We start from the raw sequence: 24,439 nt of genomic DNA, 5'->3' as shown, positions 1-24,439 counted from the left end.
TCAGCTCTGGCGGCTCCTGTCGGAGGCCCGGCCTCCTGTCGGATCTCGTGACTCCTCTCGCCCGACCGCGCCCCAGCCTCCCCGCCCCTCCCCGACCCTCCCCTCTCTCCCCCACTCCTCCCCGCTCCTCCTCGCCGTCCCGTCCCCTCCCCGCCGCTTCTCCATCTCCCCGACGCGTCGGCAAGCCCCAGTAAGCGATTTCACCGGGCCGCCCCCCTCACCCGGCCGGGCAGCCGGTTGGAAGCGCGCCTGCCTCGCCCGTTCTGCCGATTGACCGCCCGTCACCGCCAGATCTACGGTAGAAGACGCTTTCTGAAAATGTTTCCGTCCCGTGCGTCAGGAGAGACATGCCCAGCCCGCAGCCACCCAGGGCCGTCTTCGCGATGGATCCGGTGCACCTCCCCCTGCTCTTCCCCCCGCCGCTCATGACCCGGCTCACCCGCGCGGCGGAGCTCGACCCCGCGCTCGTCGTGCGCGACTTCGCCGATCCCGCCGTGGCGGACGCCCTGGCCCGGGCCGAGGTGCTGATCACCGGCTGGGGCTGCCCCCGCCTCGACGCCGGGGTCCTCGCCACGGCACCCCGGCTGCGGACCGTCCTGCACGCCGCCGGCTCGGTCCGCTCCCTGGTCGGCGAGGCCCTGTGGGAGCGCGGCATCACCGTCTCCAGCGCGGTCACCGGCAACGCCCTGCCGGTGGCGGAGTACACCCTCGGGATGATCCTGCTCGCCGGGAAGGAGACCTTCACCCACCGCGAGCGCTTCCGCGTCACGCACGCCTACCCGCCTCCCGCCGAGACGGCGGCGATCGGCAACGTCGGCCGCCGCGTCGGCGTCATCGGCGCCTCCCGGGTGGGCCGCCGACTCCTGGAGCTGCTGCGGCCGTTCGACTTCACCGTGCTGCTGCACGACCCCTACGTCAGCCCCGCCGAGGCAGCCGCCCTGGGCGCCGAACTGCTGCCGCTGGAGGACCTGCTCCGGCACAGCGACATCGTGAGCCTGCACGCCCCCGACATCCCAGAGACCTACCGCATGCTCGACGCCGGACGGCTCGCCCTCATCCGGGACGGCGGCGTCCTGGTCAACACCTCCCGGGGCGCCCTGATCGACCCCGCCGCGCTCACCGACGAACTGGTCTCCGGCCGGCTGCACGCGATCCTCGACGTCACCGAGCCCGAGCCGCTGCCCGCCGGCTCCCCGCTCTACCGGCTGCCCAACGTCTTCCTCACCCCGCACATCGCCGGCTCGCTCGGCAACGAGCTGGAACGGCTCGGCCGGATCGTCGTCGAGGAACTGGAACGCCTGGCCGCGGGCGCGCCACCGGCCCACGAGGTACGCCACGCGGACCTGGCCCGGGTCGCGTGAGGAGCGTGCCGACCGGACGGGCCACCTCGGGGAAACACCGGGAAACAATGGGATACGGTTTCAGCCCCGACGCGGAACGGACGGCGCCCCGCGGACTCCGGCAGGGCCCATGAGGCGCTCCCCGCACCCCGGTCGTCGGGCGAGTCGGTCGCAACGGTGAAGGAGCCGCAACGGTGAGTCAGCGCAAGGCGCCGGGTGACGCCGGACGGGCCACCATCCGCGACGTGGCGGAGCAGGCGGGTGTCTCGGTGGCGAGCGTGTCGCGCGTCCTGTCCGGCAACTACCCGGTCTCGGAGGAGCTGCGCCGCCGGGTGATGAAGGTGGTCCAGGACCTGGACTACGTCACCAACGCCCACGCCCGCTCCCTCGCCGGCGGCGGTACGCCCACCGTCGCCATCCTCATCAACAACATCACCGGCGCCGCGTTCGCCCATGTCGCCAAGGGGGTCGAGGGCGCCGCCACCCTGCGCGGCTGGCTGTCCCTGGTCGGCACCACCGGCGACGACCCGGAGCGGGAGCTCGCGCTGGTCAACCTGATGCGCCAGCAGGGCGTGGCCGCGGTCGTGCTGCTCGGCGGCGCCTACGACTACGACGAGTACCAGCTGCGCATGGCCCGCTTCGCGCGCTCGCTGGACGCTGCCGGTTCCCACCTGGTCCTGGTGGGCCGGCCGCCGCTGGAGGGCGACGTCCCGGCGACCACGGTCGACTACGACAACGAGGGCGGCGCCTACGCGATGGCCAGCCATCTGCTGTCGGCCGGTCACCGCGAGGTCCTGGTGCTGCCCGGCCACGCCGAACTCACCACCGCGCAGGGCCGGCTGGCGGGTGCCCGGCGGGCCTTCGAGGCGTACGGCGTGCCCTTCGGGCCGGAGATGGTGCGGCACGGCCCCTACGACTACGAGCACGGGTACGAGGCCGTCGAGGAGAGTCTGCGCGACGGGGCGCAGTTCACCGCGGTGCTCGCCGGCACCGACGTGGTCGCCGCGGGCGCGATGCAGGCGCTGCGCGCGGCCGGCCTCAGGGTGCCGGAGGACGTCTCGATCGTCGGCTACGACGACATCCCGCTGGCCTCCCAGCTGACGCCTCAGCTCACCACCGTGCACGTGCCGTACGAGGAGATGGGCCGGGTCGCCCTGCGGGCGGTCGCCGACCGGCGCGAGGGCGACGGGAGCCGCCGCAGGGGCGGCGACGGCGACCACCTGGTGCTGGGCACCCATGTCGTCGTACGGAACTCCGTGCGGCCGCCGGCCCGGCGGGGATGACCCGGCGGCGCGGCAGGATGCAACTCGTTTCGTAAACGTTTTCCCCGGGTGAGGACGGACGGCGAAGACGCGTTCCCGCCTCCCCCGCCGTTGCGGCTCGACGCTTCTCACCACGCCTCCGACCTGCTGGGATATACCCCTGCGGGACGGCGGCCGACGTGCGCCCGGCGCTGGGCCGGCGGACCGACCGGCGTAACAAATTGCCGCGCACCTCTTGCCACTAGCGGGAACACCCGCCTACCGTCCCAGCAACCGCTTACTACAGCTTCCGCTTGGCCGTACCCCCCGCAACCGCGTGCCGATGCTTTCCGGCCGCCGTTCCCGGCCGGCACCGAGCCGCCCACCTCGCTCCCCTCTGTGAGCCCTACTTCCCGAAGGAACACGGTCAGATGAACTTCACCAGCCCCCGGAGAAGGTTCGCCCGCGCCGCCGTAGCGGGACTCGCGCTGACAGGTCTGCTCTCCGCGTGCGGCGGAGGATCGGACGCAGGGGACTCCGACGCGTCGGGTCCGGTCACCCTCCCCTTCTGGGGCTGGGCCAACGGCCAGGAGGCCGTCGTCGAGGCGTTCAACGCCTCCCACAAGGACATCCGGCTGAAGTACACCAAGGTCACCGACCAGCTGACGATGCAGAAGCAGCTGACCAACGCGGTGAAGGCGGGCAACGCGCCCTGTCTGGTGCAGAACACGGCCGAGTACGTCACGAGCTGGGTCTCACAGGGCGCGCTGGCCGACATCACCCCGTACGTCGAGGCGGACCGGGGCAGGTTCAACGCCGGTTCCTGGGCGAGCGCCGAGGTGCAGGGCAAGATGTACGGCGTTCCCACCAGCTCCGCCCCGAACTTCACGATCTACCGCACCGACGTCTTCCAGAAGTACGGCCTCAAGGCCCCGACGACCTGGGACGAGTTCATCGCCGCGGGCAAGGAGCTGAAGAAGCACGGCATCAAGATCACCAACTTCGCCGGTGAGGACCCGAGCACCCTGGAGGTGCTCGCCATGCAGGCGGGCGCCCACTGGTACGCGATCGACGGCGACTCCTGGAAGGTGGACTTCCAGGACGAGGGCACGCTCAAGGCCGCGCAGGTGATCCAGGAGATCATCGACAACGACCTCAACTCCAAGCTGTCCTTCGCCGACTACGCGGCCGTCCAGCGCAACTACGACAACGGCGGGACCGCGACCCGGCAGATCTCCACCTGGCAGATGGCCGGCATGGTGCAGAACTTCACCAAGTCCTTCGGCCAGTGGGCCCTTGCCCCGTGGCCGGCGTTCGCCGGCGAGGCGGCCAAGACCCCGGCGGGCACCAACCTCACCGGCAGCGTGACGCTGGTGACCAAGGACTGCGCGCACCAGGAGCAGGCCGCCGAGGCGGCGTTGTGGATGTCCACCGACGCGGGCGCCGTCAAGACCATGGCGAGCCCGGAGACCGGCAACGGCGTGATGCCGGCGCTGAAGGACAGCGACGCGTACGTGAGTGACGCGGTCTCCGAGAAGCTGCTCGGCGAGAACTACGAGCCGGCCAAGAAGGTCGTCACCGACAGCCTGGGCACGGTGACCGACGACTGGGTCTACGGCCCGAACTGGACCGCGATGTTCACCGAGATGCAGAGCGGCTGGGCGAAGGTCGTCACCAAGGAGGAGAAGGTCACCGACCTGCTGGCGCACATGCAGCAGTGGACGGTCGAGGACCTGAAGTCCCGCGGCATCAGCGTCAAGGGCTGAGGCGCCCGACGATGATCCGCTCCCTGCGCTGGAAGGGCGCCGCCTTCACGGTCCCCTTCCAGCTCGGCTTCCTCTTCCTGTACCTGGTTCCGATCGGTTACGCCGTCCACCAGTCGCTGTTCCGCGTCCAGCAGTCGGGACTCGGTCTCGGCGGCTCGACGGAGGAGTTCGCCGGCCTCGACAACTACCGGCAAGGGCTGACCGACTCGGCGTTCATGGGTTCGGTGCTGCGGGTGGTGCTGTTCGCCTGTGTGCAGATCCCGGTGATGCTGCTCGTCAGCCTGGTGCTGGCGCTGTTCCTGGACGCGCTCACCTCGCGGGCGGCGAGCCGGTTCCGGATCGTGCTGCTGGTGCCGTACATGATCCCCGGGGTGGTCGCCGCCCTGGTCTGGATCAACCTCTACAGCCCCGACGTCGGCCCGCTGACGCCGCTGGGCGAGGTGTTCGGGGCCTCCTGGAACTTCTTCGCGCCCTCGATGGTGTGGCCGTCCATCGGCAACCTGCTGACCTGGCACGGCATCGGCTACAACATGGTGATCATCTACTCCGCGCTCCAGGGCGTGCCCCGTGAGCTGTTCGAGGCGGCGCGGCTGGACGGCGCGTCCGAGCGGCGCGTCGCGCTGAGCATCAAGATCCCGTACGTGCGCGGGGCGTTGGTGCTGACCGGCATGCTGTCGGTCATCCAGATGCTGCAGCTGTTCAACGAGCCGGCGCTGTTCCGGAACGTCACGCCGCAGACCGTCGGCGACAACTTCACCCCGATCATGATCATCTACAACCAGGCGTTCAACGCCGGCAACTACCACTACGCCGCCGCCCTGTCGGTGCTGCTCGCCCTCATCCTCGGCGTCGCCTCCTTCCTGTTCTACCGGCTGACCTCGAAGGAGGCGGACTGATGCTGACGGCCGACAACGGCACGAAACGGGGGTCCTCCCGCCCCGTCACCCGGCTCACCGAGCCGGACCCCGCCTCGCGCGGCCGGGGCGGCCAGCGCTTCCTCCTGGTCGGACTGAGCCTGGCCAGCGTCTACAGCCTGTTCCCGGTGTGGTGGCTGGTCGTCGCCGCGACCAAGGACCGCACGGGGCTCTACCAGACCAACGGCCTGTGGTTCTCGGGCTGGCACCTGTGGGACAACCTGCGTCAGCTGTTCACCTACGAGGACGGCATCTTCCTGCGCTGGACGGCCAACTCGTTCCTGTACGCGGGGGTCGGCTCCCTCGGCGGCACCCTGCTCGCCCTCGCGACGGGCTACGGCCTCGCCCGCTTCCGGTTCCCCGGCCGCAACCTGGTGTTCGCGTGCGTGGTCGGCTCGTTCCTGGTCCCGATCGCCCTGCTCACCCTGCCGCTGTACCTGCTGTTCTCGGAGATCGGCCTGGTCGACACGCCCTGGGCGATGCTGATCCCCTGCCTGGTCAACCCGTTCAGCGTGTACCTCGCCAAGGTGTACACCGAGGCCACGATCCCCTTCGAACTGCTGGAGGCGGCCCGCATCGACGGCGCCGGCGAGCTGCGGATCTTCTTCTCCATCGTGCTGCGGATGATGACGACCGGCGGCGCGACGGTGTTCCTGCTCGCCTTCGTGAACACCTGGAACGCCTTCTTCCTGCCGCTGACCGTGCTGCGCGGCGAGGAGAACTGGACCCTCAACCTGGGCCTGTACAACTGGTCCGGCAAGCGCCTGGAGTCCGGCGTCGACCTGACCAGCCTGGTGCTGACCGGCGCGCTGCTGTCCATCGTGCCGATGGCGGTCATGATGGTCGCGATGCGCCGCTACTGGCGGACGGGCGTGACGCTGGGAGCCCTCAAGTGACCTCGATCCCCGGAGCCTTGACGTGACGCTGCTGCACAACCCCGTCATCCGGGGCTTCGCCCCCGACCCGTCCCTGGTCCGCGTCGGCGACTGGTACTACGTGGCGACGAGTTCCTTCGAGTGGTTCCCGACGATCCCCCTCCACCGCTCCCGGGACCTGGCCCACTGGGAGTACGCGGGCCACGTCCGGGGCGCGGTCCCCGGCGGCTCGCTGGCGGGTGTCCCCGACTCGGGCGGTGTCTGGGCTCCGTCGCTGAGCTGGGACGGGGAGCGTTTCTGGGTGGTCTACTCGATCGTCCGCTCGGTCGGCACGCCGTACTTCGACACGGACACCTACGTGAGTACGGCCACGCACGTGGACGGGGAGTGGGCGGCGCCGCGCCGGGTGGCGAGCCACGGCTTCGACCCCGCGCTCTTCCACGAGGACGGCCGGCTGTGGCTGCTGAACCTCCAGAACGACCACCGGCCCGGCGGCCGTCGCTTCGCCGGGATCGTCCTGACCGAACTGGACCGCGACACGCTGAGCCCGGTCGGCCCCACCCACCTGCTGCTCCAGCACGAACGGCTCGTCGAGGGGCCGAAGCTGCTGCGGCGCGACGGCTGGTACCACCTGGTCCTGGCAGAGGGCGGCACCGGCTTCGAGCACGGCGTCCTGGTGGCGCGCGGCCGTGACCTCACCGGACCGTACGAGCTCGACGACCGCCCGCTGCTGACATCCCGGGACGATCCGTCGCTGCCGTTGCAGAAGGCGGGGCACGGCGAGCTGGTGCAGACGCCGGACGGGGACTGGGTGGTGAGTCATCTCGTGGCCCGCCCGCTGCCGACGCCCGACGGGCCGCGCTGCCCGCTCGGCCGCGAGACGGCGATCCAGCCGGTGACCTGGGACGCGGAGGGCTGGCCCCGGCTGCGGCACGGGGGGTGGCATCCCGCGGTCGAGGCCGACGTACCGACGCGTGCGCACCCCCTGGCACAACGCGCCGACGGCGCGGACCCGTTGGGCTGGCCCTGGAGCACGCTGCGCGCCGGCCCCGACCCGTCCTGGGCGGACGCCACCACCCGTCCCGGCCGGATCCGGCTGCGTGGGCGGCACGGACCCGAGTCGCGGTGGGCGCACAGCCTGCTCGCCCAGCGGATCACCGAGCACCGGGCCGAGGCCGAGGTCACCGTCGAGGCCCGGCCGCGGACGTTCACGCAGGCCGCCGGGCTGGTGCTCTGGTACCACACCCAGGCGTATCTCGCCCTCGACCTGACCTGGGCGGAGCCCGAGGGCGAGGGGCAGCACGGGCAGCAGTGGCGGGACGGCGGCCGCAGCGTGCTCCGCCTGGTGGAACGCGACGGGGACGCCACCCGGCAGGCGGCGGTGATCGACGTCGACGCGGACGGGCCGCTCACCCTGGGGGTGACGGTCGAGGCCGCGGAGGCGCGGTTCTGGTACGTCCGCGACGGGGAGCGCGCCTGCGCGGGACCGCCGCTGGACTTCACCAAGCTCTCCGACGACCACGGGTCCACGCTGCGCTTCACCGGGTCGATGGCGGGCATCCATGCCGTGGACCTGGTCGACGCGGCGTTCACGGCCGACTTCACCGGCTTCCGGCTCACCTGCTGGTAGCCGTCGCCGCGTTCGGGCTTTCGAAAGTCCAGGACCATCAAGACCTGCGAAGTCCGGCCCCTTCCCGACTGTGTGTGGCGAACCTAGGGTAGGAAGCGCTTACTGTTTTCGCGCTGGTCGAAACTTTTCATGGCCCTCGGGCGGGGTCGGAGAGGTGGTTCCCGATGGTCCGCACGGGGAGTGCGAGCGTGGCGGCCGGGCCGACCCTGGCGGTCGTGGCCCGCGAGGCCGGCGTGTCCGTGCCGACCGCCTCCAAGGTGGTCAACGGCCGCGAGGACGTGGCCCCCGAGACCCGTCGCCGGGTCACCGAGGCCCTGGACCGGCTCGGTTACGTCCGCAGACCGCGCTTCGACGCGGCGAAGTCCTCGGGCCTGGTGGATCTGGTCGTGCACGCGCTGGACAGTTCCTGGTCGGGGGCTGTGCTGCACGGGGTGGAGGCGGCGGCTCACGACGCGGGCCTGGAGGTGGTGGTGTCGGCCGGTCTGACCCGCACCCGCAGCAGCCGTCCTGAGCGCGGCTGGCTGGACAAGCTCATCGCCCGCGGCTCGTCGGGCGTGCTGTTCAACCTGGCCGAGCTGACCGAGTCGCAGTACGCCTGGCTGGACCAGCACCGGATCCCGTACGTGCTGATCGACCCGGTGCTGGAGCCTCCGGCGGGCGTGGTGTCGGTGGGCGCGGCGAACTGGCAGGGCGGGGTGACGGCGACCGAGCATCTGCTGGGGCTGGGTCATGAGCGGATCGCGGTGATCGCGGGCCACCAGCGCACGATGTGCAGCAGTGCGCGGATCGCCGGCTACCGCTCGGCGCTCGCCTCCGCCGGGGTCCGGCACCGCCCCGAGTACGTCCGCCACGCCGGCTTCGACGAGGGCCTCGCCCGCCGCCGGATGCTGGAACTCCTCGACCTGCCCGAACCGCCCTCGGCCGTCTTCGTCTGCTCGGACCGGATGGCGCTGGGCGTCTACGAGGCCCTGTCCGAGCGGGGGCTGCGGGTGCCGGACGACCTCAGCGTCGTCGGCTTCGACGACCTCCCCGAGGCACGCTGGCTCAGCCCGGCCCTGACCACGGTCCGTCAGCCACTGTCGGAGATGGCGGCCACGGCCCTGCGGCTGCTCCTGCGGATCATGGACGGGGACCGCCCGGAGAGCACCCGTACAGAACTGTCCACGCGGTTGGTGGTGCGGGCGAGTACGGCGCGGGTGAGTGGGGCGCCGGTGGACGGGGCGGGGACGGCTGCCGCGGGGGCGGGTGGCTGAGAGGGCGGGTGGCTGAGAGGGCGGGTGGCTGAGAGGGCGGGGCGGGGGCGCGGAGCGGGGTGGAGCGGGCTGCACCCCCGGCTCGGGAGTGTGCTCTCTCGTGGCGGCGGGCGGACGACGGGATGGTGGGCCTCGGAAGGTCACCCGCTCCCGGCCGAAGGAAAGCCCCATGCAGTGGGGCAGAGGCAACAGGGGCAGCGGGCCTGACGGACACGAGGCGATGCCCTGCGCGAATCGCCTGGCCCCGGGCCCTACTGCGCGAGCCCCGTCGCCCAGTCGATCCCTCCCCGCAGGTGGGCGCGGAAGGCGGGGTCCTCGTAGGCCTCGCAGGCGTGGCCGAGGGCGGTGTAGAAGACGCGGCCCCGGCCGTGTTCGCGGCACCATGCCAGGGGGTGGTCGGCGCCCATGCCTCCCCCGTCGTAGGACGACTCGTCCGCGCGGGCCAGCACCCGTACCCGGGCACGGGGGTTGGTGTGGAAGTCGTACCACTCGTCGGTGAACTCCCATACGGCGGGCAGGTGCCGGGTGGCGGGGTGGGCGCGGTCCTCGACGATCACCTTGCCCGGCTGGTACGCGGGGTGCCGGGCGAAACAGGCGCCCAGCAGCTGCTCGTAGTACGGCCAGCCGTACTCCGTACAGGCCGCCGCGTGCACCCCGACGAAACCGCCGCCCGCCTCCACGTACGCCGCCAGCCGCTCACGGCCGGGCGGCGTGAGCACCTCGCCGCTGGTCGAGAGGAAGACCACCGCCGCGTAACCGTCCAGGGGCGCTTCCAGGGCCGCCGGGTCCTCCGTCGCGTCCACCTCGTGGGCGCCGAGTGTGCGGACGGCGGTGATCGCGGCCGGGATGGAGTCGTGCCGGTAGTCGGTGGTGCGGGTGAAGACGAGGAGTCGAGGGGCCATGGCGTCCGACCGTTTCTGGAGACTGAGCGGGAGTGAGTCCTGTTGCCAGGTCTCATACTCAGCCGAATGCCCCGAACGGCGCTGGGCGTTCTGGCCAGACGGGCACCTCACCGTGTGCCGCTCCTCCGCCCGGGAGCGCTGTCCGATTCCTTCAAGACCACCGGCCGCCGGCCTGTCTACGGTGGCCGCATGAGTCCACGATTCGATGCCATCGGCCTGGTGGCCTCCGACATGGCCGCCTCCGTCGCCTTCTACCGCCGTCTCGGCCTCGCCTTCCCCGAGGGCTGCGAGAACGAGCCGCACGCCGAGGCCGCACTGCCCGGCGGACTGCGGCTGCTGCTGGACACGGAGGAGACCGTGCGGTCCTTCCATCCCGGCTGGCAGCCGCCGTCCGGCGGCGGACGCCACTCGCTCGCGCTGCGGTGCGACAGCCCCTCGGAGGTCGACTCCGTGTACGGGGATCTGGTCGGCGCCGGTTACCGCGGTGAGCTGGAGCCGTGGGACGCGGTGTGGGGTCAGCGGTACGCGGTGGTGCTGGACCCGGACGGCAACGGCGTCGACCTGTTCGCGCCGCTACCGGCCACGGGCCAGTAGCGCCCTCAGCGGCATCCCCGCCAACTCCCGGACGTCCCGCGCGAGATGGGCCTGGTCCGCGAACCCGGCGCGGGCCGCCGTCTCCGCGAAGGGGACGCCGGCGCGGGCCAGCGCGAGTGCCCGCCGCAGTCGGAGCACCCGGGCCAGCGCCTTGGGTCCGTAGCCGAAGGCGGCCAGGGAACGGCGGTGCAGCCGGCGGGCGCCGATGCCGAGTTCGTCGGCGGTCGCGGCGACCGGGCGGCCCGCGTCGAGGGCGGTGACAAGCCGTCGCAGGAGCGGGTCGGGGGGTCCCGCGGCCAAGGCCCGGCGCAGCGCCACCTCCTCCAGTCCGCTCGCCGGGTCGGCGGCGGCGTCCACCCGCGCGGTCAGCCGCCGCACCTCCCGGGACGGCCACAGGTCGGCCAGGTCCACGCGCCGGTCGCGCAGCTCGTGCGCGGGCACCCCGAGGAGGGCGGGCGCGGTGCCGGGGTAGAAGCGGACGCCCGCCCAGCTGCCCGGCCGGCCCTCGATGACGTACGCGCGTGTGTCGGGTCCGGCGACCGTCAGCCGCCCCTCGTTCCACAACAGGTCCATGCAGCCGTCGGGCAGGACGGGTGCGGCGGTCTCGGACGGGGTGTTGGTCCACACCACCGCCCCGGTCAGCCGGGACGCCCGCTCCGCGTACACGTACGCCAGGCTACTCGGAGCGGAGCCCGTGGAACCCGTGGGGCCCGTGGAGCCAGCCCCTACGCCGGTCGCGTCCGGTGCTCCTGCGGGCTCACGCCGTACACCCGCTTGAACGCGCTGGACAGGGCGAACGCGCTGCCGTAGCCGACCTGTCGGGCGATCGCGTCGAGGGTGTCCTCGCTGTCACGGAGGCGGTCGGCGGCGAGGGCGAGGCGCCAGCCGGTGAGGTAGGTCATCGGGGGCTCGCCGACGAGGCCGGTGAAGCGGCGAGCGAGCGCGGCGCGGGACACGCCGGCCTTGGCGGCGAGCGAGGCCACCGTCCAGGGGTGCGCGGGGTCCTCCTGGAGCAGGCGCAGCACCCGGCCGACGACGGGGTCGGCGAGCGCCGCGTACCAGGCGGGCGGTGCCGCCTCCGGGCGGGCGAACCACGCCCGGAGCACGGCGATGACCGTCAGGTCGAGGAGGCGGTCCAGGACGACCTCCTGGCCGGGCTCGTCCCGCACCACCTCGTCCATGAGGACGGGCGTGAGCGCGCACCGCCACCTGTCGGAGGTCAGGGAGAGCAGCGGCGGCAGCGCGTCCAGCAGACGTCCGCTGATCTCGCCCCGCACCAGGTACGTCCCGATCAGCATCACCGTGGAGCCGTCGGCCCGGTCGCCCCAGCCGCGCACGCCGATGTCCATGGAGCCGTTGAGGGGCCTGCCGTCGGGGTAGCGGCACTCGGCGCCCGGCAGGATCAGCGCCTGGGGCGCGGTGCCGGGGTCGTCGGCGCAGGTGTACGGGCCGGGGCCGCGCGCGATGGCGAGCTCGCCCTCCCGCAGCCGTATCCGCTCCCCCGTGTCCGGCACGATCCAGGCGTCGCCGCGGACCATCAGCATCACCGTGAGCGGGGCGCGGTCCTCGACGCGCACGGCCCACGGCGGGTCGAAACACGCGCGGATCATGAAGGCGCCCCGGGCGCGGGGCCCCTCCAGGAGGCCGGTCAGGGGGTCCCCCCGGGTGAACGCGTCCGAGCGTGGGGCGGGGGTCATGACGTCAGCGTAGACGCCCGCGCAGGGGAATGAGCGGTTCAGCGATGGGCTGTCGGAGCGCGCGGCCGTTGACTGGAGGCATGGCGGACAACACAGCGAACGCGGTACACACATGGACGACGACGGTGGTGGTGACGGGCGCCTCCGGGCGTACCGGCAGCCGCGTGGCCCGCTCCGCGCGGGCGGCGGGACACACGGTACGGCCCGCCTCCCGCGCCCAGGGCTTCGACTGGGCGGACCCGACGACCTGGGCCGGGACCCTGCGCGGCGCCGACGCGGCGTACCTCGTGCACCCGTCCGACATCGGCTCCCCCGCGGCGGCCGAGGGGATCGGGGCGCTCGCCCGGGAGGCGGTGGGGCTCGGGGTACGGCGGCTGGTGCTGCTGTCGGCGCGCGGGGAGACCCAGGCCCGGCCGGCGGAGGAGGCGCTGAAGTCGTCCGGGGCCGACTGGACGGTCGTACGGGCGTCCTGGTTCGCGCAGAACTTCAGCGAGGGACCGCTGGTGGAGGGGGTGCGCCACGGGGAGCTGGTGTTCCCGGCCGGGGAGGTGAGGGAACCGTTCGTGGACGTGCGGGACATCGCGGACGTGGTGGCGGCGGTGCTGGGGAAGGGCGGCCGCGGCTGCGTGGGGCGGACGGTGGAGCTGACCGGGCCTCGGCTGCTGTCCTGGCGCCAGGCGGTCGCGGAGATCTCCTCGGTGACCGGTACGGAGATCGCGTACACGCCGGTGCCGGCGCGGGCGTACGGGGAGACGCTGGCCGGGTTCGGGGTGGAGCCGCGGGACGTGGAACTGCTGGTGGAGGTCTTCGAGGAGCTGATGGACGGGCGCAACGCGCGGGTGACCGGCGAGGTCCGCCAGGTGCTCGGGCGCGAGGCGCGGGACTTCTCGGACTTCGTGCGGGACGCCGCGGCGGCGGGGGCGTGGAAGCCGTAGCGGCGGCGTGGGGTGCGTGCGGGAAGGTCTCCCGCCGGCCGCGGGTCCGCCGGGGCGGGTGGCGCCCCGGCACGGCGGAGCCGCCGCACGGGGTACGGCCCCGCGCTGCGTCGCGTGCGCTTTCAGGAATCGTCGGGCTTGTGCGGGGGGTGGGTGCTCTTCACATGGGTGCGCAGGCGGGACGTGACGTCTTCCGGGGGGAGGAACCGGGACCAGCGTTCCGGGAATTCGGAGGGCATGTCCGGGTCGTCGGGGTCGCTCTCGCGGGCCGCGGCGGCGCGGGCCACGTACTCGGCGACCTGGGCTTCGCGCAGGCGCTCGTTGGCGGCGCGGGCCGCGGCCGTGGCGGCGGCCGGCCAGACGCGGTCGATGGCGGCGTTGACGGCGGCTCCGACGAGGACGGCGAACGCGGACACACCGATCCACAGCAGTACGGCGACGGGCGCGGCGAGCGAACCGTAGATGGTGGGGCCCTCGACGGTGTTGGTGAGGTAGATGCGCAGCAGGAAGCTGCCGAGCACCCACATGCCGAGGGCGACCAGGGCGCCGGGCACGTCCTCGATCCACGGGGAGCGCACGGGGACGGACACGTGGTAGAGCGTCGTCAGGAAGACGATGGACAGGACGATGACGACGGGCCAGTAGAGCACCTGGACGACCGTCGTCGACCAGGACACGACGTTCACCACGGCGTCCGGTCCGGCCACCATCAGCGGCAGCACGACCGAGCCGATCAACAGGGCCACGACGAACAGGGCGAAGGCGAGCAGCCGGGTCTTGACGATGCCGCGGACGCCGTCGAGGCCGTACATCACGGTGATGGTGTCGATGAAGACGTTCACCGCGCGGGAGCCGGACCACAGGGCGAACAGGAAGCCGATGGAGATGATGTCGGGCCGGCCGCCCTTCGTCACGTCGTGCAGGATCGGCTGGGCGATCTGGGTCACGCCCTTGTCGGACAGGACCGTGCGGGAGGCCACCAGAAGGTTGTTCTCCAGGCTCTGGATGGTGTCGGCGCCGGTCCAGTCGTCGACGTAGCCGAGCAGTCCGATCATGCTCAGCAGCAGCGGCGGCACGGACAGCAGCGTGAAGAACGCCGCCTCGGCCGCGAGGCCGAGGATCCGGTACTCCATGCAGGAGTTGGTGGTGTCCTTGATCAGCAGCCAGGCGGTCCTGCGCTTCGAGACGTTCCGGTAGAGGGCACGCGCCCGGTGGAGCCGACCGGAGGGCCGCTGCGGGATTTCACTTGCTGGCTGCACGACCTAACGGTATCCGTCCTGCGGCCCCCCACTCACCCCGCGGTACGCCGGTCTGCCAGGGTGTCCGCCCCGCCGCACCCCGACTGCCCGGATGCCCGGATGCCCGGATGCCGGGATGCCGGGATGCCGGGATGCCGGGGAGAATGTGGCCGTGTCCGTCTCGCCGACGTGGCGGCCGGTGTCGTACCTGCCCCGCGCCGTTCGGGGCACCCGGCTGAGCAGGAGTCCTGGCAACAGGACTCACTCCCGCTCAGTCTTGAGGAACGGTAGGTTTCGCAGCATGGCAGGCAGCACCCACACCGTGTCCAACCAGCCCCCGCCGCTGACCGGCTACGACGTCTTCAGCACCGACCGCGCCCTGACGGCGGCGGTGGAGCGGCATGTCTCCCCCGATCTGCTCGACGAGGTCCGCGGGGAACTGGCGGCGCTCGGGCGGGCCGCCGGTTCGGCGCAGTTGCAGGAGTGGGGGGCGCAGGCGAACGAGAACCCGCCGGTGCTGCGCACCCACGACCGCTACGGTCACCGTCTCGACGAGGTCGACTTCCACCCCGCCTGGCACCGCCTGCTCGGCAAGGGCGTCGCGGCGGGCCTCACCGCGGCCTGGGCGCGGCCGGGCGGGCATGTGCGGCGCGCCGCCGCGTTCCAGGTGTGGACGCAGGTCGACGCCGGCAATCTCTGTCCGCTGTCGATGACCCACGCCGCGGTACCCGCCCTGCGCACGGACCCCTCGCTCGCGGCGGAGTGGGAACCGCGGCTGACGTCCATGGTCTACGACCGCGAACTGCGGCCCGCCCGCCTCAAGGCCGGGGCCCTGTTCGGCATGGGCATGACGGAGAAGCAGGGCGGCAGTGACGTACGCGCGAACGCCACGGCCGCGACCCCCCTCGCCGAGGACGGGGCGTACGGACTGACCGGGCACAAGTGGTTCTGCTCGGCGCCGATGTCGGACGGGTTCCTGGTGCTCGCGCAGGCACCGGAGGGGCTGACGTGCTTCCTGGTGCCACGGGTGCTGGAGGACGGCACCCGCAACGTCTTCCTGATCCAGCGGCTCAAGGACAAGCTGGGCAACCGGTCGAACGCCTCCGCCGAGGTCGAGTTCGACGGGACCTGGGCGCGCCGGGTCGGCGAGGAGGGGCGCGGGGTGCGGACCATCATCGAGATGGTCGCGGCGACCCGGCTGGACTGCGTGCTCGGCTCGGCGGGCCTGATGCGGCAGGCCGTCGCCCAGGCGGTCCACCACTGCACGTACCGCGAGGCGTTCGGCGGCACGCTCGCCGGCAAGCCGCTGATGCGCAACGTGCTGGCGGACCTCGCACTGGAGTCCGAGGCGGCGACCGCCCTCGCGCTGCGGCTCGCGGCGGCCTGCGACGACGGCGGTGAACTGGAGCGCGCGCTGCTGCGGATCGCGGTGCCGGCCGCCAAGTACTGGGTGACCAAGCGGTGTACGCCGGTGGCGGTCGAGGCCGCCGAGTGCCTGGGCGGCAACGGGTACGTCGAGGAGTCGGGCATGCCCCGCCTGGTGCGCGAGTCGCCGCTGAACTCGGTCTGGGAGGGGGCGGGCAACGTCCAGGCGCTGGACGTGGTGCGGGTGTTGCAGCGGGAGCCGCAGGCCCTGAACGCCTACCTCGTGGAGGTCGGCACGGCCCGCGGCGCCGACCACCGGCTGGACGCCGCGGTCAAGGACCTGCTGACCGATCTCGGCGACCTGGAGGGCGTCGAGGGGCGGGCGAGGCGGCTGGCCGAGCGGCTCGCGCTGGTGCTCCAGGGCTCGCTGCTGGTGCGGTACGCGCCCCCGGAGGTCGCCGACGCGTTCTGCGCGGCCCGTCTGGGCGGCGACGCGGGCGCGGCCTTCGGCACCCTGCCGAGCACCCTGGACCTGGCGTCGGTGGTGGAACGGGCGCGGCCGCTGGCCTGATCACGTCCGTGCGGGGGTGGTGCTGCGCCGACACGGCACCACCCCCGCCACTGGCCCGTTGAGGCCGGTGACGCCGCTCGGGGCGACGCCGCTCAAGTTTCAGCCACCACAGGGCCCTTCACCAGGGTTGCAAAGGGTTGCAACTTGGTGGTGTGCGGGTGGACTGGGTTCCTCCGCCTCGGGCAGACGGCACTATGAGACGGACAGTCAAGACAGTCTTCGGGCGTGACCGGGCGGCCGTACGGGTGCCCGGTCCACAGCGCCTCTCAGGAGGGTTCCGTGGCACGTACCGCCAGGTACGCCGGACCGTATGCGCGCAGCATGCCGCGCCCGGTGATCGAGGCGTCCTGGGAGCGCGTGGGCCGCGCCGGGATCGATCCCGATCACGACTTCCGGACCGGGCTGCTGCCCCGCGGGGAGGTGCAGCGGCGGCGGGAGACCTCCCCGCTGCGGCATGTGCTGCCGGTGCTGCGGGAGGGGCTGGTGTCGGTGGCGGACGCCTCCCGGCACATCGTGCTGATCGCGGACGGCGAGGGCCGGGCCCTGTGGCGTGAGGGCAGCGCCCCCGTGCTGCGCCGGGCCGACGAGTCCGGCATGGAGGTCGGCTCCGACTGGCGGGAGGAGGTCGTCGGCACGAACGGCCTGGGCACGCCGGCGGTGGTGCGCCGTCCGGTACAGGTCGTCGCCGCCGAGCACCTGGTCCGCTCCCTGGCCACCTGGACCTGCGCCGGCGCTCCGATCACCGATCCGCGGGACGGCCGGCTGATCGGCGTGGTCGACGTGAGCGGCCCGCTGGAGACGATGCACCCGGCCACACTCGCCTGGGTCGACTCGGTGGCCAAGCTCGCCGAGGCGCGGCTGCGGGAGCTGCACCAGCATTCGCTGGAGCGGCTGCGCGCGGTGGCCGCGCCGGTGCTGGCCGGGCTCGGCGGGCGGGCCGTGGTGGTGGACCGGGACGGCTGGACGGCCGCGGTGACCGGGATGCCGTACACGAACCGGGTGCCGCTGCCCGAGTCGCCGTCGCCGGGTGTGCGGTGGCTGCCGTCGCTCGGGCTGTGCGCGCTGGAGCCGCTGACGGGCGGCTGGCTGGTGCGCGTCACCGAGGAGGCGGTGCCGGGCGGCAGCACCCGGATCGTGCTGGATCTGGCGCAGCCGCGCCGCTGGTCGGTGACCGTGTCGGGCTGCACGGGCTCGTGGAGTCACGAACTGAGTCCCCGGCACGCCGAGTTGCTGTACCTGCTGGCCCGGCACCGGGCGGGCCGCAGCGCGGCGGGCCTGGCAGAGGAGGTGTTCGGGGATCCTGCCCGCACGGTGACGGTGCGGGCCGAGATGTCGCGGGTGCGGCGCTATCTCGGGGGGCTGCTGGAGCACCGGCCGTACCGTTTCGGCGAGGAGGCGGAGATCGAGGTGTTCCTCCCGGCCGACGCGCGCGACCTGTTGCCGCACTCGACCGCTCCGACGGTGCTCGCCGCGCGCTCGTCCGCGGAGCCGGGGCGAGAGGCCTGATCGAGCCGATCTGGTCCGCGGGGACAACCCGGGCGACCCAGAAGTGCATCTTCCGCATAATTGCACGGTCTTCGTCCCGGGCGGCCCCCAACTGCCGTAGCATCCCTCTACGGGCCACCACCCCACCTGCTCCTTGGTCAACGTACGGATCACCAGGCGCAGTTGGCCCGCCTCGGGAGGACGCATGAAACAGCGCGGCAGACACCGCCGGCAAAAGCGGGGCAGGGCGCTGCGCGCCTTCCTGGCCGGCACCGCCCTCGCACTGACCGGCGCGGCCACCATGATCAGCGCCTCGCAGGCCACGGCCGACCTGGATCCGGGAGCGCTGAAGCCCCTCTCCTCCGCCGACGGCACCACCGCGCTGCGGCTGCGGCACGACCAGGTCCCCGAACGCACGCTCGACCGGCTCGCCGCCTCGATGGGCCGGCCCGTCGGCGTCGGCGCCGTTCTCGACGGCGCCGACCGCGGCCTGCGCGACGCGGACTCCTGTACGGGCGCCGAGCGCACGGCGCTGCCCGTGGAACCGGCCGCCACCCGCGCCTACTGCTGGGACACCGCCGACACCCGCTCCTGGCAGCCCGGCGCGGTCACCACCTCCGGGGACGCCGACGACGACGGCGTCTGGGGCCACGACCGCGTGATCCTCTCCGGCTGGACCCAGGACGGCGGCGCGGACGGCCGGGACCTGGCCCGGGTCGCCTTCGTCGACGCCAACGACCTGGGCCGCCCCAGGTACACATGGGTGCTGCTGGCCGTACCGGTCGAGGGCGGCCGGGACTACCGGCCGCTCGCCTCGCGGCTGTCCGGCATGGTCTGGTACCAGGACAAGCTGCTGGTCACCGCCGACGAGCAGGGCCAGGACGCCCTCTACGTGTACGACATGAACCGCGTCCAGCGCACCACGGTGGCCGCGGAGGGTGTCGGGCGGGTGCCCGGCGGCTGGTCGGCGCACGGCTCCCGCTTCGTGATGCCCGCCGTCGCCTCCTACCGGCTGGCCGGCGCGGACGCCGCCGCCCGCCCGCAGGGCATCTCCCTGGACCGCACCACGGCACCCGACAGCCTGGTGGCGAGCGAGCGGCCCGCCTTCGGCAGCGAGCGGCCCGCCCGCCTGTGGCGCTACGCCTTCAGTACGGACAAGGACACGGACCGGGCCGGCCTGCTGGCCACCGACGCGGCCGGGCGCGCGATGCCCACCGAGGCGTACGAGACCGGCGCGGCCGACATCGGGGGCGTACTGTCGCACCGCTCCGACTGGTACGTGGCCCGCGCCTCCGGCAGCGACGACGAGCACGGCTCGCTGTGGCAGCAGACCACGGACGGCGCGCGTGCCACCCGCTGCGGATCCGAGGGACGGCTGGACTGCTGGAGCCCGCAGACGCCGTCCCTGTCCTACTGGGCGGAGAGCGGCGAGGTCTGGGCCCAGTCGGGGCAGGTGCTGTACGCGCTGCCGCTGGCGTCGATCGACCGGGCGCTGGGGTAGCCGGGCGGCTCGCCGGGTCCGGCCGGGCGGCGATCGACAGATCGACCGGGCTCGTGATTCCCTGGCCGCCATGACCAACACCCCCGTGACCACCTGGTCCCTGGAGCAGACCGCGCCGACCGACCTCCTGCCGGCCGCCGCGCCGGAGGGGGACGTGCGGATCGTCCGCTCCGGCGTCCCCTCCCCCGAGTTCAGCCGCTTCCTGTACGCGTCCGTCGGCGGAGACATCCGCTGGGTCGACCGGCTGAGCTGGACGTACGCGCGGTGGCAGGAGCACCTGGAGCGGCCGGGCGTGGAGACGTGGGTGGCGTACGAGCGGGGGACGCCCGCGGGGTACGTGGAGCTGGAGCCGCAGGACGAGGGCGTCGTGGAGATCGTCTACTTCGGGCTGGTCCCGGCCTTCCGCGGGCGGCGGATCGGCGGGCACCTGCTGTCGTACGGTGCCGCCCGCGCCTGGGATCTCGCGGACCGCTGGCCCGACCTGCCGCAGACCAAGCGGGTGTGGCTGCACACATGCAGCCTGGACGGCGAGCACGCGATGGACAACTACCTGCGCCGGGGCTTCCAGCTCTTCGACACCTCGGTCGAGGAGAAGCCGCAGGTGACCGCGCCGGGCCCGTGGCCGGGCGCCTACCCGTTCTGACCTGCGGCGACAAGACCCCGCGCCGGTCATGTGACCGACACCACCCCTGTCTCACCATGCGGGACAAGGTTGTCCGCATGACGGACAAAGCTGGACTGTGTCCAGATCGCCGTGCCACGCTTCCGTCATGCCTGGAACTGGAATTGCCTTGGTGAGTCGGCGCCACGTCGACCTCGGCCGCATGTCCAGCGCCATCTGTCCGGCGAGCTGACGAGCCCCGGCGTCGCCCGACATCCCCACGCCTGTCTCGTTCCCGCGCAATGCCGCGCATGTCCACCCATGCGCCCGTATGCGCAGGTCGGAGCCTCACGCCCGGCGCCCGACCACCACGCCGCATCCACGGCGCCCCGCGCCGACCCCTTCCCCTCGCTGTCCCGAAGGACGTATCAACCATGGCCGCCACCCCGCAGAAGCCCGCCGCCGCGACTCCCCGCCGCAAGGTGAGCCGTCACCGCGGTGAGGGTCAGTGGGCCGCGGGGCACCACACCCCGCTCAACGGCAACGAGCAGTTCAAGAAGGACGACGACGGTCTCAATGTGCGGACACGCATTGAGACGATCTACTCCAAGCGCGGCTTCGACTCGATCGACCCGAACGATCTGCGCGGCCGGATGCGCTGGTGGGGTCTGTACACCCAGCGCAAGCCCGGGATCGACGGCGGCAAGACCGCGATCCTGGAGCCGGAGGAGCTGGACGACGAGTACTTCATGCTGCGCGTCCGGATCGACGGCGGCCGGCTCACCACCGAGCAGCTGCGGGTGATCGGCGAGGTCTCGCAGGAGTTCGCGCGCGGCACCGCCGACATCACCGACCGGCAGAACGTGCAGTACCACTGGATCCGCATCGAGGACGTGCCGGAGATCTGGAACCGCCTGGAGGCGGTCGGCCTGTCCACCACCGAGGCCTGCGGTGACACCCCCCGCGTGGTCCTCGGCTCGCCGGTCGCCGGGATCGCCGAGGACGAGATCATCGACGGCACCCCGGCCATCGAGGAGATCCACCGCCGGATCGTCGGCAACCCGGCCTTCTCCAACCTGCCCCGCAAGTTCAAGACCGCGGTCTCCGGCTCGCCGCTGCTGGACGTGGCGCACGAGATCAACGACGTCGCCTTCGTCGGCGTGCACCACCCCGAGCACGGACCCGGTTTCGACGTGTGGGTCGGCGGCGGCCTGTCCACCAACCCGAAGATCGGCGTGCGGCTCGGCGCCTGGGTCCCGCTGGACGAGGTCGCCGACGTCCACGAGGGCGTCATCTCGATCTTCCGCGACTACGGCTACCGGCGGCTGCGCACCCGCGCCCGCCTGAAGTTCCTGGTCGCCGACTGGGGCCCGGAGAAGTTCCGCCAGGTCCTGGAGGACGAGTACCTCAAGCGCAAGCTGACCGACGGCCCGGCGCCCGCGCAGCCGGTGGAGCGCTGGCGGGACCACGTCGGCGTGCACCGGCAGAAGGACGGCCGCTTCTACGTCGGGTTCGCCCCGCGCGTCGGCCGGGTGGACGGCGCCACGCTCACGAAGATCGCGGAGCTCGCCGAGGCACACGGCTCGGGCCGGGTCCGTACCACCGTCGAGCAGAAGATGATCATTCTCGATGTCGAGGAGCCGCAGGTCGAGGCGCTGGTCGAGGCGCTCCAGGCGCTGGACCTGACCGCCAAGCCCTCCCCGTTCCGGCGCGGCACCATGGCCTGCACCGGTATCGAGTACTGCAAGCTCGCCATCGTCGAGACCAAGGCGCGCGGCTCCCAGCTCATCGACGAACTGGAGCGCCGCATCCCGGAGTTCGACGAGCCGATCACCATCAACATCAACGGCTGCCCGAACGCCTGCGCGCGTATCCAGGTGGCGGACATCGGTCTCAAGGGCCAGCTGGTCCTCGACGGCCAGGGCCGGCAGGTCGAGGGCTTCCAGGTGCACCTGGGCGGCGCGCTCGGTCTGGAGGCGGGCTTCGGCCGCAAGGTGCGCGGCCTGAAGGTGACCTCCGAGGAACTGCCGGACTACGTGGAGCGGGTGCTCAAGCGGTTCCAGGCCGAGCGTGAGGACGGCGAGCGGTTCGCCGCCTGGGCCGCCCGTGCCAGCGAGGAGGCCCTCTCATGAGCGAGCGGGCCGCCCCCTTCTACTGCCCCTACTGCGGCGACGAGGACCTCCGTCCCCATGAGCAGGGCCACGGCGCGTGGGAATGCGCGGCGTGCAACCGCGCATTCCAGTTGAAGTTCCTCGGGCTGCTCGCCCGGGGCCTTCAGCCGACCGACGCAGGGGGAGAAGAGATATGACGACGACTCAGGAAGAGCGCACCACAGCGGATCTCAAGGCGCTCGCCGAGCAGGCGGGCCGGGACCTGGAGGACGCCTCCGCGCTGGAGATCCTCCAGTGGGCGGTCGACACCTTCGGCGAGCGTTTCTGCGTGACCTCCTCGATGGAGGACGCGGTGGTCGCCCACCTGGCGTCCCGCGTACGCAAGGGGGTCGACGTGGTTTTCCTCGACACCGGCTACCACTTCCCCGAGACCATCGGCACCCGGGACGCGGTGGAGGCCGTGATGGACGTCAACGTCATCACGCTGTCGCCGACGCGGACGGTCGCCGAGCAGGACGCCGAGTTCGGCCCGAAGCTGCACGACCGCGACCCGGACCTGTGCTGCCGGATGCGCAAGGTCGAGCCGCTCGAAGAGGGCCTGAAGGGCTACCAGGCCTGGGCGACCGGCCTGCGCCGCGACGAGTCCCCGACCCGGGCGAACACCCCGGTCGTCGGCTGGGACGACAAGCGCCGGAAGGTCAAGATCTCCCCGATCGCCCGCTGGACCCAGGACGACGTGGACGCGTACGTCGCCGAACACGGCGTCCTCACCAATCCGCTGCTGATGGACGGCTACGCGTCCGTCGGCTGCGCCCCCTGCACCCGCCGCGTCCTGGAGGGCGAGGACGCGCGCGCCGGCCGCTGGGCGGGCCGCTCCAAGACCGAGTGCGGGCTGCACGGATGACGACGACCGTGCTTTCTACGAACCAGGAGACTCACGTGACGACCGGAGCCACCGTCTGGCTCACGGGTCTGCCGAGTGCCGGCAAGACCACCATCGCGTACGAGCTGGCCGGCCGGCTCCGTGCGCAGGGCCACCTCGTGGAGGTGCTCGACGGCGACGAGATCCGCGAGTTCATCTCGGCGGGCCTCGGTTTCAGCCGCGCGGACCGGCACACGAACGTGCAGCGCATCGGCTTCCTCGCGGAACTGCTCGCCCGCAACGGCGTCAAGGCGCTGGTCCCGGTGATCGCGCCCTACGCCGACAGCCGTGAGGCGGTGCGCGGGCGTCACCAGGAGAGCGGGGCGGCGTACATCGAGGTGCACGTGGCCACTCCGGTCGAGGTGTGCAGCGAGCGGGACGTGAAGGGTCTGTACGCCAAGCAGGCGGCGGGCGAGCTGACCGGGCTCACCGGGGTCGACGACCCGTACGAGGAGCCCGAGTCGCCCGACCTGCGGATCGAGTCGCAGCACCAGACCGTCCAGGAGTCCGCGGCCGCGGTCCACGCGCTGCTCACCGAGAGGGGACTGGCATGACGACGACCGTTGCCAAGGCCACGGAGGGCGACGAGGGCACGGACAGCCCGTACGCCCTCTCGCACCTGGACGCGCTGGAGTCCGAGGCCGTCCACATCTTCCGTGAGGTCGCGGGCGAGTTCGAGCGGCCCGTGGTCCTGTTCTCCGGCGGCAAGGACTCCATCGTCATGCTGCACCTGGCGCTGAAGGCGTTCGCCCCCGCGGCGGTCCCCTTCTCGCTGCTGCACGTGGACACCGGGCACAACTTCCCCGAGGTGCTGGAGTACCGCGACCGGACGGTGGCGAAGCACGGGCTGCGGCTGCATGTGGCCTCCGTGCAGGAGTACATCGACCGCGGTGTGCTGAAGGAGCGTCCGGACGGCACCCGCAACCCGCTGCAGACGCTGCCGCTGACCGAGAAGATCCAGGCCGAGAGGTTCGACGCGGTCTTCGGCGGCGGACGCCGGGACGAGGAGAAGGCCCGGGCCAAGGAGCGGGTGTTCTCGCTGCGGGACGAGTTCTCCCAGTGGGACCCGCGCCGCCAGCGCCCCGAGCTGTGGAACCTCTACAACGGCCGGCACGCCCCCGGCGAGCACGTCCGCGTCTTCCCCCTCAGCAACTGGACCGAGCTGGACGTGTGGCAGTACATCGCCCGCGAGGGCATCGAGCTGCCGGAGATCTACTTCGCCCACGAGCGCGAGGTGTTCCAGCGGGCCGGGATGTGGCTGACCGCCGGCGAGTGGGGCGGCCCGAAGGACGGCGAGCGGACCGAGAAGCGGCTCGTGCGCTACCGCACGGTCGGCGACATGTCCTGCACCGGCGCGGTCGACTCCGACGCGACCACACTGGAAGCCGTGATCACCGAGATCGCCGCCTCCCGGCTCACCGAGCGCGGCGCCACGCGGGCCGACGACAAGATGTCCGAGGCCGCGATGGAAGACCGCAAGCGCGAGGGGTACTTCTAG

The 24,439-nt window shown here is 72.4% G+C and carries 23 protein-coding genes; 19 read left to right on the top strand and 4 right to left on the bottom strand.

From position 1 onward, the window contains the following. Positions 1 to 347: 347 nt before the first annotated feature. The 7 genes from ACWD0J_RS04090 to ACWD0J_RS04060 all read left to right on the top strand — a co-directional run bounded on the left by ACWD0J_RS04090 (position 348) and on the right by ACWD0J_RS04060 (position 9,019). Positions 348 to 1,361: a hydroxyacid dehydrogenase gene (locus ACWD0J_RS04090; RefSeq protein ID WP_451494167.1), complete on the top strand. Its 1,014-nt coding sequence runs from the start codon at positions 348 to 350 to the stop codon at positions 1,359 to 1,361. Between the two features lie 173 nt (positions 1,362 to 1,534). Beyond that, positions 1,535 to 2,623 carry a LacI family DNA-binding transcriptional regulator gene (locus ACWD0J_RS04085; protein WP_451494166.1) on the top strand — a complete coding sequence of 363 codons (1,089 nt, stop codon included), beginning with the start codon at positions 1,535 to 1,537 and terminating at the stop codon, positions 2,621 to 2,623. A gap of 389 nt (positions 2,624 to 3,012) precedes the next feature. Next, entirely contained in the window at positions 3,013 to 4,347 is a 1,335-nt protein-coding gene (locus ACWD0J_RS04080; RefSeq protein WP_451494165.1) for an ABC transporter substrate-binding protein, read from the top strand. A gap of 11 nt (positions 4,348 to 4,358) precedes the next feature. Next, a complete protein-coding gene (locus ACWD0J_RS04075; RefSeq protein ID WP_451494164.1) occupies positions 4,359 to 5,243 on the top strand; it encodes a carbohydrate ABC transporter permease in 885 nt (294 codons plus the stop codon). Then, positions 5,243 to 6,157 carry a carbohydrate ABC transporter permease gene (locus ACWD0J_RS04070; RefSeq protein WP_451494163.1) on the top strand — a complete coding sequence of 305 codons (915 nt, stop codon included), beginning with the start codon at positions 5,243 to 5,245 and terminating at the stop codon, positions 6,155 to 6,157. Before ACWD0J_RS04075 ends, ACWD0J_RS04070 begins: the two co-directional genes overlap by 1 nt. A 22-nt stretch (positions 6,158 to 6,179) precedes the next feature. After that, positions 6,180 to 7,766 (top strand): glycoside hydrolase family 43 protein, encoded by a 1,587-nt coding sequence (locus ACWD0J_RS04065; RefSeq protein WP_451494162.1) that lies wholly within the window; start codon positions 6,180 to 6,182, stop codon positions 7,764 to 7,766. 164 nt (positions 7,767 to 7,930) lie between these two features. Beyond that, positions 7,931 to 9,019: a LacI family DNA-binding transcriptional regulator gene (locus ACWD0J_RS04060; RefSeq protein WP_451494161.1), complete on the top strand. Its 1,089-nt coding sequence runs from the start codon at positions 7,931 to 7,933 to the stop codon at positions 9,017 to 9,019. Positions 9,020 to 9,270: 251 nt separating this feature from the next. On the opposite strand, the gene ACWD0J_RS04055 is transcribed toward ACWD0J_RS04060, so the two are convergent. Then, positions 9,271 to 9,921, bottom strand: a complete 651-nt coding sequence (locus ACWD0J_RS04055) for a ThuA domain-containing protein (RefSeq protein WP_451494160.1) — start codon at positions 9,919 to 9,921, stop codon at positions 9,271 to 9,273. 189 nt (positions 9,922 to 10,110) lie between these two features. Here ACWD0J_RS04055 and ACWD0J_RS04050 point away from each other — a divergent pair, with 189 nt between their 5' ends. Next, on the top strand, positions 10,111 to 10,515 hold the full coding sequence (locus ACWD0J_RS04050; RefSeq protein ID WP_451494159.1) for a VOC family protein: 405 nt from the start codon (positions 10,111 to 10,113) through the stop codon (positions 10,513 to 10,515). On the opposite strand, the gene ACWD0J_RS04045 is transcribed toward ACWD0J_RS04050, so the two are convergent. Together ACWD0J_RS04045 and ACWD0J_RS04040 are read right to left on the bottom strand one after the other, a co-directional pair. After that, entirely contained in the window at positions 10,495 to 11,181 is a 687-nt protein-coding gene (locus tag ACWD0J_RS04045) for a DUF6597 domain-containing transcriptional factor (protein ID WP_451494158.1), read from the bottom strand. The two genes, ACWD0J_RS04050 and ACWD0J_RS04045, sit on opposite strands and share 21 nt — an antisense overlap. 59 nt (positions 11,182 to 11,240) lie before the next feature. Beyond that, entirely contained in the window at positions 11,241 to 12,212 is a 972-nt protein-coding gene (locus ACWD0J_RS04040) for an AraC family transcriptional regulator (RefSeq protein WP_451494157.1), read from the bottom strand. 80 nt (positions 12,213 to 12,292) lie between these two features. Between ACWD0J_RS04040 and ACWD0J_RS04035 the strand changes: the two genes are divergently transcribed. After that, on the top strand, positions 12,293 to 13,147 hold the full coding sequence (locus ACWD0J_RS04035; RefSeq protein WP_451494156.1) for an NAD(P)H-binding protein: 855 nt from the start codon (positions 12,293 to 12,295) through the stop codon (positions 13,145 to 13,147). Positions 13,148 to 13,269: 122 nt separating this feature from the next. Here ACWD0J_RS04035 and ACWD0J_RS04030 read toward each other — a convergent pair whose 3' ends face one another. Continuing rightward, on the bottom strand, positions 13,270 to 14,406 hold the full coding sequence (locus tag ACWD0J_RS04030; protein ID WP_451494155.1) for a YihY/virulence factor BrkB family protein: 1,137 nt from the start codon (positions 14,404 to 14,406) through the stop codon (positions 13,270 to 13,272). A gap of 280 nt (positions 14,407 to 14,686) precedes the next feature. Here ACWD0J_RS04030 and ACWD0J_RS04025 point away from each other — a divergent pair, with 280 nt between their 5' ends. The 10 genes from ACWD0J_RS04025 to cysD all read left to right on the top strand — a co-directional run bounded on the left by ACWD0J_RS04025 (position 14,687) and on the right by cysD (position 24,439). Further along, positions 14,687 to 16,321 (top strand): acyl-CoA dehydrogenase family protein, encoded by a 1,635-nt coding sequence (locus ACWD0J_RS04025; protein WP_451494154.1) that lies wholly within the window; start codon positions 14,687 to 14,689, stop codon positions 16,319 to 16,321. 279 nt (positions 16,322 to 16,600) lie between these two features. Next, on the top strand, positions 16,601 to 17,827 hold the full coding sequence (locus ACWD0J_RS04020; protein WP_451494153.1) for a GAF domain-containing protein: 1,227 nt from the start codon (positions 16,601 to 16,603) through the stop codon (positions 17,825 to 17,827). Positions 17,828 to 18,011: 184 nt separating this feature from the next. Further along, on the top strand, positions 18,012 to 19,307 hold the full coding sequence (locus tag ACWD0J_RS04015) for a hypothetical protein (protein WP_451494152.1): 1,296 nt from the start codon (positions 18,012 to 18,014) through the stop codon (positions 19,305 to 19,307). A gap of 70 nt (positions 19,308 to 19,377) precedes the next feature. After that, positions 19,378 to 19,950, top strand: a complete 573-nt coding sequence (locus tag ACWD0J_RS04010) for a GNAT family N-acetyltransferase (protein ID WP_451494151.1) — start codon at positions 19,378 to 19,380, stop codon at positions 19,948 to 19,950. A 127-nt stretch (positions 19,951 to 20,077) separates the two neighbouring features. Further along, positions 20,078 to 20,161 (top strand): putative leader peptide, encoded by an 84-nt coding sequence (locus ACWD0J_RS04005; RefSeq protein WP_310739661.1) that lies wholly within the window; start codon positions 20,078 to 20,080, stop codon positions 20,159 to 20,161. A 181-nt stretch (positions 20,162 to 20,342) separates the two neighbouring features. Next, positions 20,343 to 22,040, top strand: a complete 1,698-nt coding sequence (locus ACWD0J_RS04000) for a nitrite/sulfite reductase (protein ID WP_451494150.1) — start codon at positions 20,343 to 20,345, stop codon at positions 22,038 to 22,040. Next, positions 22,037 to 22,216 carry a hypothetical protein gene (locus ACWD0J_RS03995; RefSeq protein ID WP_451494149.1) on the top strand — a complete coding sequence of 60 codons (180 nt, stop codon included), beginning with the start codon at positions 22,037 to 22,039 and terminating at the stop codon, positions 22,214 to 22,216. The genes ACWD0J_RS04000 and ACWD0J_RS03995 overlap by 4 nt, the downstream gene beginning before the upstream one ends. Next, positions 22,213 to 22,923: a phosphoadenylyl-sulfate reductase gene (locus tag ACWD0J_RS03990; protein WP_451494148.1), complete on the top strand. Its 711-nt coding sequence runs from the start codon at positions 22,213 to 22,215 to the stop codon at positions 22,921 to 22,923. The genes ACWD0J_RS03995 and ACWD0J_RS03990 overlap by 4 nt, the downstream gene beginning before the upstream one ends. After that, positions 22,920 to 23,495 (top strand): adenylyl-sulfate kinase, encoded by a 576-nt coding sequence (gene cysC / locus ACWD0J_RS03985; protein WP_451494147.1) that lies wholly within the window; start codon positions 22,920 to 22,922, stop codon positions 23,493 to 23,495. Before ACWD0J_RS03990 ends, cysC begins: the two co-directional genes overlap by 4 nt. Continuing rightward, positions 23,492 to 24,439, top strand: coding sequence for a sulfate adenylyltransferase subunit CysD (gene cysD, locus ACWD0J_RS03980; protein WP_451494146.1), 948 nt, complete (start codon positions 23,492 to 23,494; stop codon positions 24,437 to 24,439). Before cysC ends, cysD begins: the two co-directional genes overlap by 4 nt.

The sequence above is a fragment of the Streptomyces sp. NPDC003011 genome (assembly GCF_053591515.1).
Note: the sequence above shows the minus strand (reverse complement) of the source record. Positions and strands in the feature narration are given on the sequence as shown.

Bases quoted from the DNA above. Each gene is read 5' to 3' on its own strand.
- ACWD0J_RS03990 (WP_451494148.1), top strand. From the start codon at position 22,213: ATGACGACGACTCAGGAAGAGCGCACCACAGCGGATCTCAAGGCGCTC.
- ACWD0J_RS04025 (WP_451494154.1), top strand. From the start codon at position 14,687: ATGGCAGGCAGCACCCACACCGTGTCCAACCAGCCCCCGCCGCTGACC.
- ACWD0J_RS04005 (WP_310739661.1), top strand. From the start codon at position 20,078: ATGCCTGGAACTGGAATTGCCTTGGTGAGTCGGCGCCACGTCGACCTC.
- cysC (WP_451494147.1), top strand. From the start codon at position 22,920: ATGACGACGACCGTGCTTTCTACGAACCAGGAGACTCACGTGACGACC.
- ACWD0J_RS04015 (WP_451494152.1), top strand. From the start codon at position 18,012: ATGAAACAGCGCGGCAGACACCGCCGGCAAAAGCGGGGCAGGGCGCTG.
- ACWD0J_RS04040 (WP_451494157.1), bottom strand. From the start codon at position 12,212: ATGACCCCCGCCCCACGCTCGGACGCGTTCACCCGGGGGGACCCCCTG.
- ACWD0J_RS04075 (WP_451494164.1), top strand. From the start codon at position 4,359: ATGATCCGCTCCCTGCGCTGGAAGGGCGCCGCCTTCACGGTCCCCTTC.
- ACWD0J_RS04090 (WP_451494167.1), top strand. From the start codon at position 348: ATGCCCAGCCCGCAGCCACCCAGGGCCGTCTTCGCGATGGATCCGGTG.
- ACWD0J_RS03995 (WP_451494149.1), top strand. From the start codon at position 22,037: ATGAGCGAGCGGGCCGCCCCCTTCTACTGCCCCTACTGCGGCGACGAG.
- ACWD0J_RS04000 (WP_451494150.1), top strand. From the start codon at position 20,343: ATGGCCGCCACCCCGCAGAAGCCCGCCGCCGCGACTCCCCGCCGCAAG.
- cysD (WP_451494146.1), top strand. From the start codon at position 23,492: ATGACGACGACCGTTGCCAAGGCCACGGAGGGCGACGAGGGCACGGAC.
- ACWD0J_RS04080 (WP_451494165.1), top strand. From the start codon at position 3,013: ATGAACTTCACCAGCCCCCGGAGAAGGTTCGCCCGCGCCGCCGTAGCG.
- ACWD0J_RS04010 (WP_451494151.1), top strand. From the start codon at position 19,378: ATGACCAACACCCCCGTGACCACCTGGTCCCTGGAGCAGACCGCGCCG.
- ACWD0J_RS04050 (WP_451494159.1), top strand. From the start codon at position 10,111: ATGAGTCCACGATTCGATGCCATCGGCCTGGTGGCCTCCGACATGGCC.
- ACWD0J_RS04060 (WP_451494161.1), top strand. From the start codon at position 7,931: ATGGTCCGCACGGGGAGTGCGAGCGTGGCGGCCGGGCCGACCCTGGCG.
- ACWD0J_RS04035 (WP_451494156.1), top strand. From the start codon at position 12,293: ATGGCGGACAACACAGCGAACGCGGTACACACATGGACGACGACGGTG.
- ACWD0J_RS04070 (WP_451494163.1), top strand. From the start codon at position 5,243: ATGCTGACGGCCGACAACGGCACGAAACGGGGGTCCTCCCGCCCCGTC.
- ACWD0J_RS04055 (WP_451494160.1), bottom strand. From the start codon at position 9,921: ATGGCCCCTCGACTCCTCGTCTTCACCCGCACCACCGACTACCGGCAC.